Here is a 14626-nt window from a genome sequence, read left to right on the forward strand (position 1 = left end):
CGTTTAAGGCTGGCTGGGCTTGCGACCGCGAAAGACGCCAAATTGCATCAGTCCAGTGGCGAAGGCCCAACGCATCAGCAGGATCGTGGGGGTTTCGCGCAGGCCTTGCAAAACTGCGGCGGGACCCAGGCCCAGGATGGCGCCTGGCCGGCGTACGCCCTCAAAGATCGATTCGATCCAGGAGGGCAGGGTGGCGCTGGTCCAGTCACCGGTTTCGATTGTCATGCCACCAGCCTGCTGACTTTGCTCGAGGTGCTTTTGCAGTCCGCGGATACTGGCGAATTCAGGGTGGGCCCACTGTTCAAGCAACTGACGCATCACCCAGCGCTCTCGCAGATCCATGGCGCCATCGGCCGGATCGCGCCGGTTCCAGTCAGCTACAGCCAGCAGGCCGCCAGGTTTGAGCACCCGCAACAACTCATCGGCGTAGCGCTGCTTGTCGGGCATATGGGGACAGGCCTCCACACTCCAGACGGCATCAACGCTGGCGTCGGCAATTTCCAGGGTCAGGGCATCCATCACCGCAAAGCGGCAGCTGAGGCCGGCTGGAGTTAGGGCTGTGGCCCGGGCGATCTGGGCCGGGCTGATGCTGATACCCAGGACGTTCAGTCCATAGTCCCTCGCCAGGATGCGGGCGCTGCCGCCAATGCCGCAGCCCACATCCAGCACGGTGGAGCCGCGGGGCAGTTGGTCGAGGCCGCTCCAGCGCGCCAGTTCATGGACGAAGGTTTCTTTGGCAACTCGGAAATCCTGGTGGCGCGAACTGCCGCTAGCAGTTTGGCGGTAGTAGCCCAGGTGGATATGGTCCCCCCAGAGCCGCTCCAGCAGCTGGTCATTGGTCCAGCGGTCGTAGGCGTCTGCCACGCTTGCAGATGATTCATAACGCCGCTGGCGTTTCAACCAGAGGCGCGCTGATAGGGCGACGGCAAGGCCGCCAAGGGCTCCGGCCCCGATGGTGGCGGCCAGGGGCCAGCTCAGGACGGTCATGGCAGGAGTTATTGGGGCTGGAAGGTGTCTTTGAGCACGGTGCGTGCCGCCAACTGCCTCCTGGTCTGGTCCAGCAGTTCGTATTCCTGGCGCAGGCGCTCGCTGGTGTCAGTGATCTCCAGCAGGGCCTGCTGGTGGTCGGCCACCGGGCCACCTAGGTGGGCTCCGATCCAGAACGACAGCTCCCTGGGTAGGTCGGGCAGGTCGTTGGGCAGGCTGGCCGGTTTGCCAATCAGCTTGCCGGTGAGTTCCACCACATCTCGCAGGGCCTGGCCAACATCGCCCGCTAACGCAGCCAGCTCCGCATGGCTTGTCTCGGGTTCATCCTCAATCCAGCTCACCATTCCCACCCGAAAGGGCGCCTCACGCACGATGTCGAGTACGCGAAAACGCTGTTGCCCCATGGTCACAATGTTGCTGTGGTCGTCGTCCTGGGTCTGGCAGTGCAGGATCTCGGCACAGCAGCCCACATCGGCCATGGTCTGGTTTTGGGGGTCCCAACGCACAACTCCGAAGCGCTGGTCTCCGGCCATCACGGTGCGCAGCAGCATCCGGTAGCGGGGCTCAAAAATATGAAGTGGCAGTACTTCCTGGGGGAAGAGCACCACGTCGGGCAAGGGAAACAGCGGCAGCTCCCTTACGGCCAGCTCGCCCATGGCTTTAACAGGAGGTGCAAGTGCATACTAGAAAAAATGCCCCTGCCACGCGTTGGCGTGACAGGGGCCGGATGCAGTCAGCGACCGGGTAGGCAGGATTACCCGAGATTGGGCTCAGAGCTTGACTTCAATATCAACGCCGCTGGGCAGGTCAAGCTTCATCAGTGCATCGATGGTCTTTGCCGAAGGGCTGTAGATATCGATGATGCGCCGATGGGTGCGGGTTTCGAAGTGCTCACGGGAGTCTTTGTCGACGTGGGGCGAGCGCAGCACGCAGTAGATCTTGCGCTTGGTTGGGAGCGGAATGGGGCCGATCGCCGTTGCGGCGGTGTGGTCGGCAGTTTCGATGATTTTTTCGCAGGAGAGATCAAGCATCCGGCGATCAAACGCCTTGAGGCGAATGCGGATCTTCTGCTGGGCAATGGCTGTGGACATGTCAGATCAGGCGTCAGGAAGCTCCTGGGCGGAACGCCCGGGTGGCTGGTGGAGCTGGATTGTCGAGGAGCGGCAGGTGGGGTGGAGACCCATAGAGGTCCCACCCCAAAAACCTACCTCATGATCAGGCGATGATCTTGGAAACCACGCCTGCACCGATGGTGCGGCCGCCTTCGCGGATGGCGAAGCGCATGCCTTGCTCAATGGCAACGGGGCAGATCAGCTCGCCGGTCATCTTGATGCGGTCACCGGGCATCACCATTTCGACGTTGGCGCCGTCGTCAGAGGTGAAGGCCGTGATCTGGCCGGTCACGTCAGTTGTACGGATGTAGAACTGAGGGCGATAGCCAGCAAAGAAGGGGGTGTGGCGGCCGCCTTCTTCCTTCTTCAGCACATAGACCTCACCTTCGAATTTGGTGTGGGGCTTGATGGAGTTGGGCTTCACCAGCACCATGCCGCGCTCGATGTCCTCTTTCTGGATGCCGCGCAGCAGTAGTCCACAGTTGTCGCCAGCCAAACCCTCTTCGAGCAGCTTGCGGAACATTTCCACGCCGGTGACAGTGGTCTCGCGGGTGTCGCGGATGCCGACGATTTGAACGGTTTCGCCAACCTTGACCTTGCCGCGTTCGATACGGCCAGTTGCCACGGTGCCACGACCGGTGATCGAGAAAACGTCCTCGATTGCCATCAGGAAGGGCTTGTCGACTTCGCGCTCGGGCTCGGGAATCGACTCGTCGACGGCGTCCATTAGGTCCAGAATCTTGTCAACCCACTCGTTGGCACCACGCTCGGCCTTGTTGCCAGCTTGGATAAATTCGAGGGCCTTCAGGGCTGAACCTGCCACCACGGGGATGTCATCGCCAGGGAAGTCGTAGCTGCTGAGCAGCTCGCGCATTTCCAGTTCGACAAGCTCCAGGATTTCCTCGTCGTCGACCATGTCCTTCTTGTTGAGGAACACGACTAGGGCGGGAACGCCGACCTGTTTGGCAAGGAGGATGTGTTCCTTGGTCTGGGCCATCGGCCCGTCGGTCGCGGCTACTACCAGGATCGCGCCGTCCATCTGGGCGGCACCGGTGATCATGTTCTTGACGTAGTCAGCGTGGCCGGGGCAGTCCACGTGAGCGTAGTGACGATTTGTGGTCTCGTACTCGACGTGCGCCGTGTTGATAGTGATGCCCCGCTCTTTCTCCTCAGGAGCACCATCGATCTCGTCGTAGGCCTGGGCCTTGGCCATGCCCTGGGACGCCAACACGTTGGTGATGGCAGCCGTGAGGGTGGTTTTGCCGTGGTCAACGTGGCCGATTGTGCCAATGTTGACGTGGGGTTTGTTCCTTTCGAACTTCTCGCGTGCCATGAGTAGAAAGAATCGGGGGGGGTTAGTTGGGTAGAGGAGAGATCAGGAATTGCCCTGATTCTTGGAGATGATGGCCTCAGCCACATTGCGAGGAACTTCCTCGTAATGGCTGAACTCCATCGAGAAAATACCCCGACCCTGGGTCATGGATCGGAGCTGGGTGGCGTAGCCGAACATTTCGGCCAGGGGCACTTTTGTTTGGACCTTGGACTGACCATTGTCAATGGACTGTCCTTCGACCTGGCCTCGACGGGATGAGAGGTCGCCGATAACCGACCCAAGGAAATCCTCGGGGATCTCGACTTCCACCTTCATCATTGGCTCAAGAAGTACGGGGTTGCACTTCTTGACTGCGTCTTTGAAGGCCATGGATCCGGCGATTTTAAACGCCATCTCCGAGGAGTCGACGTCGTGGTAAGAGCCGTCAACCATGGTTGCCCTGACATCGATCATGGGGAAACCAGCAATCACACCGGATTGGCAGGTCTCCTTCATGCCGGCTTCTGCGGGACCGATGTACTCCTTGGGAACGATACCGCCAATAATTTTGTTGACGAATTCGAATCCTGTGCCTGGTTCGCCGGGCTCCATTTCGATCACTACGTGACCGTATTGACCTTTGCCACCGGTCTGACGGGCAAATTTGCCTTCACCCTTGGAGCTGCTGCGAATGGTTTCGCGATACGACACTTGGGGAGCGCCGATGTTCGCTTCAACCTTGAACTCGCGCAGCATCCGATCCACCAGGATTTCAAGGTGGAGTTCTCCCATGCCAGCAATAACTGTCTGGCTGGTTTCAGGATCGGTGGAGACCCGGAAAGTGGGGTCTTCTTCTGCAAGTGACTGAAGAGCTTTGGAAAGCTTCTCCATGTCACCCTTGGTTTTTGGCTCAACAGCCACCGAGATCACGGGCTCGGGGATGAACAGCGATTCCAGAATGATCGGGTCTGAATCGACGCAAAGCGTGTCTCCCGTGGTGGTGTCCTTAAGGCCTAGGACTGCCCCAAGATCACCGGCACGCAGCTCATCGACCTCTTCACGGTCAATGGCTTTGAGGAGGATCAAGCGAGAAATGCGCTCCTTCTTATCTTTGGTGGAGTTGAGTACATAGCTGCCTTTGTTGAGTACCCCGGAGTAGATGCGTACAAAAGTAAGCTTGCCGTAGGGGTCAGCCATTACTTTGAAGGCCAAGGCGCTGAAGGGTGCGCTGTCGTCGCAAGGGCGGGTTGCCTCGCTGCCATCAGCCAGTAGGCCAGTGATGGGAGGTAGATCAACTGGTGCTGGTAGGTAGTCAACCACTGCGTCTAGCACCAGCTGGACGCCCTTATTTTTAAATGCTGAGCCACAAACAATTGGCACTAAGCCATGATGGATGGTGGCCTTGCGGATGCCTTTGATCAACTGCTCTTCGGTGAGCTCGCCATTTTCCAGGAAGGGATCGATTAAATCTTCGTCGGACTCGGCGACCGTTTCCATCAACTTGAGGCGCCACTTTTTGGCCTCTTCAATCATGTCTTCAGGGATTTCACCTTCAATGATGTCAGTGCCGAGATCATTGGTGTAAATAATCGCCTTGTTGCGCACAAGGTCAATAATTCCCTTCAGATCGCCCTCGGCTCCGATCGGCAGCTGGATCGGCGCGGCATTGGCTTTGAGCCGATCCTTGATTTGGTCGTAGACCTTCAGGAAGTCGGCACCGGTCCGGTCCATCTTGTTGACGAAGACGATCCGAGGCACGTTGTAGCGGTCAGCCTGACGCCAGACGGTCTCTGACTGGGGCTGTACGCCACCAACGGCGCAGAAGACAGCGACCACGCCGTCCAGGACCCGCATCGAACGTTCCACCTCGATGGTGAAGTCGACGTGCCCGGGGGTGTCGATGATGTTGATGCGGTTGTCTTTCCAGGTGGTGGAAATGGCAGCTGCGGTGATCGTGATACCACGCTCACGCTCCTGATCCATCCAGTCGGTGACCGCCGCACCGTCGTGCACCTCGCCCATCTTGTGGACGACGCCTGAATAGAACAGAATCCGTTCGGTTGTCGTGGTCTTGCCCGCATCGATGTGGGCGGCAATACCAATATTTCTAACGCGTTCCAGTGGAAAGGCGCGGGCCACGGGGGAGGTCTCCGAAAGGTCAACAAAACGTGGGCGTAACTCTACAGACGGGTCTGTTGAGGCTGAAGTCGCCCTGGGCTTCAGCAGTTCAGGCAGGATCAGTAGCGGTAGTGGGCGAAAGCCTTGTTTGCTTCAGCCATCTTGTGGGTCTCTTCCCGCTTGCGAACCGCGCTACCGGCTTCGTTGGCTGCATCCATTAGCTCACCAGCCAATTTCTGGGCCATGCTGCGACCGTTGCGGGCGCGGGAGAAATTCACCAGCCAGCGCAGAGCCATGGCTGTACCGCGCTCCTGGCGAACTTCCATCGGCACTTGGTAAGTGGCGCCGCCAACCCGGCGGGCACGAACCTCAACCAAAGGGGTTGCATTGCGTACAGCTGTCTCAAAGAGCTCCAGTGGATCAGTACCGGTGCGGTCGTTGATCAGGGAGAAGGCATCCGAAAGGATGCGCTGCGCCGTGGATTTTTTGCCGTGCTTCATGAGCCGGGCCACGATCATGGAGGCCAGGCGGCTGTTGAATTGGGGGTCGGGAAGCACTGGGCGCTTCTCGGCGGCATTGCGGCGAGACATGGTCGACCGTAGCGGGGAGAACTAGGGGAAGGGAATGGAGCGGGCATCGGTGACGCCCTTTACTGAAGTTGCTGCTCAGCGGATGGTCACGCTGAGCAAGGCGGTTTCAGCTCTTTGGCGTCTTGGCGCCGTACTTGGAACGGGACTGGCGACGGTCCTTGACGCCCGCGGTGTCCAAGGTGCCGCGGATGATGTGATAGCGGACGCCAGGCAGATCCTTGACGCGTCCACCCCGGATCAGAACCACAGAGTGCTCCTGAAGGTTGTGCCCAATGCCGGGGATGTAGGCGGTCACCTCAAAGCCAGAGGTGAGACGCACCCGAGCGACCTTGCGCAGGGCCGAATTCGGCTTCTTGGGGGTGGAGGTGTACACGCGTGTGCACACACCGCGGCGCTCGGGGCAAGCGCGCAGGGCGGGCGACTTGGTCTTCCGGGAAAGACTCTGGCGCTCAGTACGGATTAGCTGCTGAATGGTGGGCATCGAGGACCGGGGTCTGGTCGGAGAATATTGGTCGGACGTCCGACCGATTTCGACAATCCGTCACCTTACTGGGTCGCCTGTCGCCCTCCTCCTAAGCGGCTGAATGCAGTGCCGCAGGCGCAACTCACCGTGCCTTCGCCTGGACGTACCAAAAAGCCGCCGCCGCTGATGTCACCCCGGTAGTCCAGGCTCAGGCCGCTCAGCAGGTTCAGTTGCTCTGCTGGCGCATAAAGGGTGATGCCATCGGCGCGGGCAATCGGCGTGCCCGCCAGGTGGCCGGGGCGCAATCGAATCGCCCAGCGCTCACAGCGCCCATCAACTAAATCCAGATGCATCATCCCGGGGGTGCCCGCCACAGCCGCGTGGCGGCCCAGCTCGGCGGCGGCGGCGGCGGTCACGCGCAGGCTGTGCGCCTTGGCCATGGGGGTCTGCATATCTGAACTAATTTTGGCAGCCTTCTCACGGCACTAGGCCGACACCGTTGTGAACTGATCCGGCCACACCCCGACCTTTCACCTGCAGGGAACCCCCCAGCACCAGCCCGGTGGAGCTGCCGCCATCGAGATTTAGGGCATCTTGCAGGCCTAGCTGTTGCAGCACCGCGGCGGTTTCCCCCAGGGAGGGGCCGCTGTCCTGGATCCCCTCCAGGGTGATCAGCCAAATCTGGCGGTCGTCTCTGGCCAGCACGGTGCGGGGTGCTCCTTGGCTGAGGAAGGCGGAACTGAAGTTTTCGGCGGCGCCATTGAGCACGATGCGGCCTGCCTGCAACAGCAATGGCCCCCCGCCAATCACGTGTGTTGCGAGGCCGAGGTTGCTGCTGGGGCGGCTTTCGATCTGGAGCCGATCGTCTAAGCCCCAGGGCAGCTCCGCTCCGCCCCTTCCCACCAGCAGCAGGTCATCGCCCCGTAGCGCCACACCCGCATCCAATTCGGAGGGGCCAAGCTGCTTTCGCACCAGGCCCCCTTGGATTAACAAGCCAGTCTCAGAGCCACTCAGGGCTCGGTAGTTGGGCCCCCAGTCGGCGGTATAGCGGCTGATACCTCGCTGCACGTAGCCACTGTTGACAACGGCGACCGGTAGACGCAGAGCTCCGGGGCCCACAACCCACTCTGAAAGCTGTAGCCGGCCAAAGCGGGGCATGGTTCGCCCGTCCCAGGCGGCGACTCCCCGGTTCAAAATTGGCCCGGAAAGCCAGCGGCCGTCTTGTTTTAGAGCCCCCAAGGGCAGGCGCCTTACCCGGTTGAAGTAACCCCCATTGATCGCTACCCAGGCCTGCTGCTGGTTGGCGAGCTGCACCAGGGAGCTGAGGCCCTCCATGCCTCCCGGTCTGGCCAGGGGCCGCAGCTGCAGTGAGGCCTTAAGTGGATCAATGCGGATCGCATTGATGCGCACCCCCTGGCGCACCAGGCGATCCCACTGAAGTTCTTTGCCAAGTAGGGCCTGCAGGCGCGGATCGATCGGGGCTGGACTGTCAGTGCGGCTAGCGGCCCCCTGATCCGGCCACTCGATCACCACCCGGTTGGGTTCGCCCAGGCTGAATACCCGCGTGAATTTGGCTGCGGAGGGTTTGAGCCTCAGCCCAGCGCTGTCCTGCTGGGCCTGGAGGCCCAGGCTCAGCAGCAGGGTCTGTTGGTCACTGCTGCTGAGCAGGTCGACCACCAGTCCGGCGTCGTCTCTGCCAATGGCCGCCGGGCCGCCCAGGTCGAGCACGATGCGCTTGACGGGGCCGGGGTTTGAGCTGCGCACCTGGAGCAGCTGGGGTCTGGCCAGCTCCAGGCTGAGCCGGCTGCCCTCCTGGCGTAGGCCCACGCCTATGCGGCCAAACAGGCTGCTCACGTCTACCGCTACTTCGTCTTCGAGGCTGCGCTGGGCGCTGGCGGGCACCTTGAGTTGCTGGCCAAACCACTCCAGCTCCAGAGCGCCATCGCTGCGGCTGCGGCTGGTGACTCCGAGCTGGTTCTCGAGCACCTCTAGGGGGATCCAAAGTTGTTGGGGCGTGTCGCCCAAGCCCCTAACCCAGAGCCAGCGGGCGCTCTGGAGCCGGCCGTTAATGCGGATACTGCTGCCCTGGCGCTCAGTTGCGGCGGCCGCACCGATTGGAACAAGAGGCGGCGGCGGTGGCGGCGTAATCGGCATGGCCTGGCCAACCCCTGGCAGGCACAGAACCAGGAGCCAGCCAGCCAGGAATGCAGTAGAGGCCATGGGCCAGCCTGGCCGAAAGCAATGAAAGCTAGCCCTCTTTAAGGGTTTGGGCGCCATGGTTTGGGCGCCCTGCTTTGGGGATGTGCATCCCTAGGATCAGCTGCTCTGCTGCTGCCAGCACCTGTGGGTGTTAGCGGCGCTGCCCTGACAGATCACCTGCCGGACCGTCTCGGGTTATGCCTCACTTCTCTCGCCCTGTTTGGCCCCATTGCGATAGCGCTGCGCCGACCGCTGTCGCTGGCGAAAAGGACGCCTGTGGTGTGGGCTTTCTGGCCAATCTTCAGGGCGAAGCCAGCCACTGGGTGCTGCAGCAGGCCCTGCGCGGCCTTGACTGCATGGAGCACCGCGGCGGTTGCGGTGGCGATGGTGATTCCGGCGATGGGGCCGGGGTGCTCTGCGGCATCCCCTGGAGCTATTTAGAAGAGGTATGGCCTGAGGCGGCGGCAGCGAAGGGAGCGGCTCGCGGGCTGGGCATGGTTTTCCTGCCAGCCGATGCTGCAAAGCGCGAGCAGGCAAAACTTTTCTGTGAAGATGAGGCCGCCAAGCTGGGCTTGGGCAGCCTGGGATGGCGTGCAGTCCCTCTGGATGCATCTGTTCTCGGCTCCCTAGCCAGCCAGACCGCTCCTGCCATTGAGCAGTGGCTAATTGCCGCAGACCAAGCCGGTGACGATCTGGAAGCGTTGCTATTCAGGCTGCGCCGCCGTTGCGGCGATCGGGCCCGCGCGGTTTGGGGGCCAGGGCCTGGTGAGCTCTATTTCGCTTCCCTGAGCAGCCGAACTGTTGTCTACAAGGGCATGGTGCGCTCAGCGGTGCTGTCTGCTTTCTATGGCGACTTGCGCGATGCACGCTTTGCCGTGAGCTTTGCGGTGTATCACCGCCGTTTCAGCACCAACACCCTGCCCCGCTGGCCCCTAGCCCAGCCCATGCGGCTGCTGGGTCACAACGGCGAGATCAATACTTTGTTGGGCAACCTCAACTGGGCAAGGGCTTCGGAAGCAAATCTCGATGCGGTCTGGGGGGAGGCGGCTGCAGAACTGAAGCCAGTGGTGAACCCCGCCTTCAGCGATTCCGCCAACCTCGACGCCACCCTGGAGTTGCTGGTGCGCAGCGGCCGGCCGATCACCGAGAGCCTGCTCACCCTGGTGCCAGAAGCTTTCCGCGACCAGCCCGAGCTGGCAGATAAGCCCGATATCCAGTCTTTTTACGAGTATTCCGCCTGCACCCAGGAGCCCTGGGATGGTCCGGCCCTGCTGGTGTTCGCCGATGGCCGCTGCGTGGGAGCCACCCTCGATCGCAACGGCCTGCGCCCCGCCCGCTACTGCATCACCAGCGACGGTTTTGTGGTGATGGGCTCAGAAACCGGTGTGGTCGAGCTTGAGGAGAGCCGGATCATCGAAAAGGGTCGCCTCGGCCCTGGCCAGATGCTGGCAGTGGACCTGGACCAGGGCCGCCTGCTGCGCAATTGGGAGGTGAAGGCCGAGGTTGCCGCCCGCCATCCCTACGGTGAATGGTTGGCGCAGAATCGTCGCAACCTCGTCCCCCAGCCCTGGACCCAGGAGCGTCAGCTGGCAGATCTGGAGCTGCTGCAACAGCAAACGGCCTTTGGCTTCACCGCCGAAGACTTCGAGCTGGTGATCGAGGACATGGCCGGCGCGGCTAAAGAGCCCACCTATTGCATGGGCGACGACATTCCCCTGGCGGTGCTTTCAGACAAGCCCCACCTCCTTTACGACTACTTCAAGCAGCGTTTTGCCCAGGTCACCAACCCGCCGATAGATCCCCTGCGCGAAAAGCTGGTGATGAGCCTGGAGATGCATCTGGGCAGGCGGGGCTCGCCGCTGCGCCCAGAAGCCGCCTCGGCGGCGGTGCTGCACCTGGCCAGTCCGATCCTCAATGAAGCTGAGCTTGCGGAGGTTGGCCGGCAGGGCCTGCCCACCACCACCCTTTCCACGCTGATGGCCGTCACCGACGGCCCCGGAGGTCTCGAGCTTGCGGTGCAGCGCCTGCGCAGCGCTGCCGAGTCGGCCGTGCGCGGCGGCAGCCAGATCCTGGTGCTGAGCGATCGGGGCGGCGAGGCTGGTGGGATCAATGCCACCACGGCCACCATTCCACCGCTGCTGGCCGTCGGGGCTGTGCATCACCACCTGCTCAACCTGGGCTTGCGCCTGCAGGCTTCCCTGGTGGTGGAAACGGCCCAGTGCTGGAGCACTCACCACCTGGCCTGCCTAATCGGTTACGGCGCCAGTGCCGTTTGCCCCTGGCTTACCTGGGAAACCAGCCGCCACTGGCTAGCCCACCCCCGGGTGCAGAAGCTGATCGAAACCGGCAAACTGCCGGCGCTCAGCCCCGATCAGGTGCAGGCAAATGTGCGCAAGGCCCTAGAAGACGGCCTGCGCAAGATTCTCTCCAAGATCGGCATTTCCCTGCTGGCCAGCTATCACGGCGCCCAGATCTTCGAAGCCATCGGCCTTGGCGCCGATCTGATCCAGCTTGCCTTCAGTGGCACCACCAGCAGGGTGGCTGGCCTCAGCTTGGGCGAGCTGGCCAGCGAAACCCTCAGCTTCCATGCCAAGGCCTTCCCCGAGCTCAACCGCACCAAGCTCGAGTTCATGGGCTTCGTGCAATACCGCACTGGCGGCGAGTATCACCTCAATAGCCCGGAGATGGCCAAAGCCCTGCATGCCGCCGTCAAGGCCGGCCCCGGCTACGACCACTTCTCTACCTACAAAACCCTGCTGGAGCACCGGCCAGTCACGGCCCTGCGGGACCTGCTGGAACTCAAGCCCGCTCTCGCCCCGCTGCCGATCGAGCAGGTGGAGAGCGTGGAGAGCATCTGCAGTCGCTTTTGCACCGGCGGCATGAGCTTGGGGGCCCTCTCCCGCGAGGCCCACGAGGTGTTAGCCATCGCGATGAACCGCATCGGCGGCAAGAGCAACAGCGGTGAGGGCGGCGAGGATCCGGCCCGCTTCCACACCCTCCATGATGTGAACGGCGACGGTCATTCGCCGACCTTGCCCAGCCTAAATGGCCTGCGCAACGGTGATACCGCCTGCTCCGCCATTAAGCAGATCGCCTCAGGGCGCTTCGGTGTGACCCCCGAATATCTGCGCAGTGGCCGCCAGCTGGAGATCAAGGTGGCCCAGGGGGCCAAGCCGGGTGAGGGCGGCCAGCTGCCGGGGCCAAAGGTTGATCCCTACATCGCCTGGCTGCGCAACAGCAAGGCCGGTGTGGCCCTGATTTCGCCGCCTCCCCATCACGACATCTATTCAATCGAGGATCTGGCCCAACTGATCCACGACCTGCACCAGGTGCACCCCGCCGCCAAGGTGAGCGTGAAGCTGGTGGCCGAGATCGGCATCGGCACCATCGCTGCTGGTGTGGCCAAGGCCAACGCCGATGTGATTCAGATCTCCGGCCACGACGGTGGCACGGGCGCTTCACCGCTCAGCTCGATCAAACATGCCGGCAGCCCCTGGGAGCTAGGCCTCACTGAGGTGCACCGGTCGCTGCTGGAGAATGGCTTGCGCGATCGGGTGCTGCTGCGGGCCGATGGCGGCCTCAAAACCGGCTGGGACGTAATCATCGCCGCCCTGCTGGGAGCTGAGGAGTACGGCTTCGGCTCGGTGGCAATGATTGCCGAAGGCTGCATCATGGCCCGCGTTTGCCACACCAATAACTGCCCGGTGGGCGTGGCTACCCAGAAAGAAAACCTGCGCAAGCGCTTCCCCGGCGTGCCCGAGCACGTCGTGAATTTCTTCCTGTTCGTGGCCGAGGAGGTGCGTCAGCTGCTGAGCGTGCTTGGCGTGGCCCGGCTCGAAGAGCTGATCGGCCGCAGTGAATTGCTGCAGCCCCGGGCCGTGGTTCTCGCCAAAACCAGGGCCCTTGATCTCTCTTGCCTGATTGACCCGATCCCCGCCGCTGCTGATCGCAGCTGGCTTCGGCACGACGCCCAGGCCCATGGCAATGGACAAATCCTGGAAGATCAGCTTCTTGCCGACGCTGAGGTGGTGGCGGCTATCGAGGGCCACGGCCGCGTGGCCCGCACCCTGGCGATCGTGAACACAGATCGCAGCGTGGGCGCCCGCCTCTCCGGTGAGATCGCCGCCCGCCACGGCAACACCGGCTTCCAAGGCCAGCTCGATCTCACCTATGAAGGTGCCGCCGGCCAGAGCTTCGGGGCCTTCGTGCTCCAGGGCATGAACGTGCGCTTGGTGGGTGAAGCCAACGACTATGTGGGTAAGGGCCTCAATGGCGGACGGCTCACCGTGGTGCCCCCTGCCGGCGTCAACGACCCTGGCAACCAGGTGATCCTGGGCAACACCTGTCTCTATGGCGCCACAGGTGGAGAGCTCTTCGCCCTAGGCCGCGCCGGTGAGCGCTTTGGCGTGCGCAACAGCGGGGCCAAAACCGTGGTGGAGGGCGCCGGCGATCACTGTTGCGAATACATGACTGGTGGGGTGGTGGTGGTGCTGGGCAGCACGGGTCGCAATGTGGCCGCCGGCATGACCGGTGGTGTGGCCTTCATCCTTGATGAGAGCGGTGGTTTGGCGGAGCGGGTGAACCCGGAGATAGTGGCCATCGCTGAGCTCACAACCCCCGAGCAGGAGGCCCTGCTCAAGCCCCTGCTGCAGGCCCATCTCGACGCCACCGGCAGCGCCAAGGCCGCCGCGATACTGGCCGATTGGGATGGCTGGAGGGGCCGCTTCAAGCTGCTGGTGCCCCCCAGCGAGAAGGTAAGCGTGGGTCTGGCGGAACGGCAGGCAGTCGCGGCTTAGCGCGGATACTCCCGCATCAGCCGCTGCACCTCGCCGGCGTGATAGCTGCTGCGGGTGAGCGGGCTGCTCACCACCTGCAGGAAGCCGAGCTCCTGCTCACCGTGCTGCTTGAACGCCGCAAATTGCTCTGGAGTCACGAAGCGATCCACTGGCAGATGTTTGGGGCCTGGCGAGAGGTACTGGCCGATGGTCACGATGTCCACCTGGTGGCTGCGGAGGTCTGCCATCACCTCCCGCACCTCGTGGTCGGTTTCGCCTAGGCCCGTCATCAGGCCTGATTTGGTGTAGGTGCGGGGCCACCCCTTCCGGACCCGCTGGAGCAACTCGAGCGAGCGTTCGTAGATCCCCTGGGGCCGGGCCTTTTTGTAGAGCCTGGGCACGGTTTCGATGTTGTGGTTGAGCACCTCAGGGGCGCCTTCCATCACGGCGGCTAGGGCGTCCCAGTTGCCGCAGAAATCGGGGATTAGTAGCTCGATCGTGGTGAGTGGTGAGCGCTGGCGCACCTGCGCGATGCAGGCCACAAACTGGCTTGCGCCGCCATCGGCCAGGTCGTCCCGGTTCACCGAGGTGATCACCACGTGGCTCAGGCCCAGGCGTGCCACCGCTTCGCCGAGTCGTTCAGGTTCGCTGGGATCGAGCTCCCGCACGCTCTTGTCGAAGTCGATGTCGCAGTAGGGGCAGGCCCGGGTGCAGCCGGGCCCCATGATCAAAAAGGTGGCCGTGCCGCCGGCGAAGCACTCGCCGATGTTGGGGCAGCTGGCTTCCTGGCAGACGGTGTTGAGTTTGAGATCTTGCAGCAGGTCTGCCACCTCGCCGATGCGCTCCCGCTGGGGGGCCTTGACGCGCAGCCAGTCGGGTTTGAGCAAGGCGCCAGTAGGGCCCCGGGGGGCCAGAAGAAGGGCTAAATCCAACTTTAGGAAGCCAGCGGCAGGTCAAGGCCTACAGCCGAGTTGATCCCCTAAACTCCCTTCATCGGGATGTGGCGCAGCTTGGTAGCGCACTTCGTTCGGGACGAAGGGGCCGCAGGTTCGAATCCTGTCATCCCGATT

At 62.5% G+C, this 14626-nt stretch carries 11 protein-coding genes and 1 tRNA gene; 2 read left to right on the forward strand and 10 right to left on the reverse strand.

Annotated elements, in window-relative coordinates:
* Positions 1-3 precede the first annotated feature (3 nt).
* The 9 genes from KBY99_RS10190 to KBY99_RS10230 form a co-directional block, all read right to left on the reverse strand.
* On the reverse strand, positions 4-987 hold the full coding sequence (locus tag KBY99_RS10190) for a methyltransferase domain-containing protein (RefSeq protein WP_254998940.1): 984 nt from the start codon (positions 985-987) through the stop codon (positions 4-6).
* 8 nt (positions 988-995) lie between these two features.
* Positions 996-1643: an LON peptidase substrate-binding domain-containing protein gene (locus KBY99_RS10195; RefSeq protein WP_106632421.1), complete on the reverse strand. Its 648-nt coding sequence runs from the start codon at positions 1641-1643 to the stop codon at positions 996-998.
* A 114-nt stretch (positions 1644-1757) separates the two neighbouring features.
* Complete coding sequence (gene rpsJ, locus KBY99_RS10200) at positions 1758-2078, reverse strand: 30S ribosomal protein S10 (RefSeq protein WP_006910513.1); 321 nt, start codon at positions 2076-2078, stop codon at positions 1758-1760.
* 124 nt (positions 2079-2202) lie between these two features.
* Positions 2203-3432 carry an elongation factor Tu gene (gene tuf / locus KBY99_RS10205; RefSeq protein WP_106632420.1) on the reverse strand — a complete coding sequence of 410 codons (1230 nt, stop codon included), beginning with the start codon at positions 3430-3432 and terminating at the stop codon, positions 2203-2205.
* 42 nt (positions 3433-3474) lie between these two features.
* Positions 3475-5550 (reverse strand): elongation factor G, encoded by a 2076-nt coding sequence (fusA, locus tag KBY99_RS10210; protein ID WP_254941762.1) that lies wholly within the window; start codon positions 5548-5550, stop codon positions 3475-3477.
* A 98-nt stretch (positions 5551-5648) separates the two neighbouring features.
* The gene (gene rpsG, locus KBY99_RS10215) at positions 5649-6119 is read right to left on the reverse strand and encodes a 30S ribosomal protein S7 (protein WP_106632418.1); all 471 of its coding nucleotides are present in this window, start codon (positions 6117-6119) and stop codon (positions 5649-5651) included.
* Positions 6120-6225: 106 nt separating this feature from the next.
* Positions 6226-6600: a 30S ribosomal protein S12 gene (rpsL, locus tag KBY99_RS10220; RefSeq protein WP_106632417.1), complete on the reverse strand. Its 375-nt coding sequence runs from the start codon at positions 6598-6600 to the stop codon at positions 6226-6228.
* A gap of 65 nt (positions 6601-6665) precedes the next feature.
* Positions 6666-7022, reverse strand: a complete 357-nt coding sequence (locus KBY99_RS10225; RefSeq protein WP_254998941.1) for an AIR synthase — start codon at positions 7020-7022, stop codon at positions 6666-6668.
* A 37-nt stretch (positions 7023-7059) separates the two neighbouring features.
* Positions 7060-8802 (reverse strand): phosphodiester glycosidase family protein, encoded by a 1743-nt coding sequence (locus tag KBY99_RS10230; RefSeq protein ID WP_254998942.1) that lies wholly within the window; start codon positions 8800-8802, stop codon positions 7060-7062.
* 176 nt (positions 8803-8978) lie between these two features.
* On the opposite strand from KBY99_RS10230, the gene KBY99_RS10235 reads away from it, so the two are divergent.
* Positions 8979-13577, forward strand: coding sequence for a glutamate synthase-related protein (locus KBY99_RS10235; protein ID WP_254998943.1), 4599 nt, complete (start codon positions 8979-8981; stop codon positions 13575-13577).
* Here the strand turns inward: KBY99_RS10235 and lipA are convergent.
* Positions 13574-14443 carry a lipoyl synthase gene (gene lipA, locus KBY99_RS10240; protein WP_254998993.1) on the reverse strand — a complete coding sequence of 290 codons (870 nt, stop codon included), beginning with the start codon at positions 14441-14443 and terminating at the stop codon, positions 13574-13576. The genes KBY99_RS10235 and lipA overlap by 4 nt on opposite strands.
* A gap of 107 nt (positions 14444-14550) precedes the next feature.
* Between lipA and KBY99_RS10245 the strand changes: the two genes are divergently transcribed.
* Positions 14551-14624 (forward strand) — tRNA-Pro (locus KBY99_RS10245).
* The last annotated feature ends 2 nt before the right edge of the window (positions 14625-14626 follow it).

It is taken from the genome of Cyanobium sp. Maggiore-St4-Cus (genome assembly GCF_024345615.1).
GTDB classification, from domain to species: Bacteria; Cyanobacteriota; Cyanobacteriia; order PCC-6307; family Cyanobiaceae; genus Cyanobium_A; species Cyanobium_A usitatum.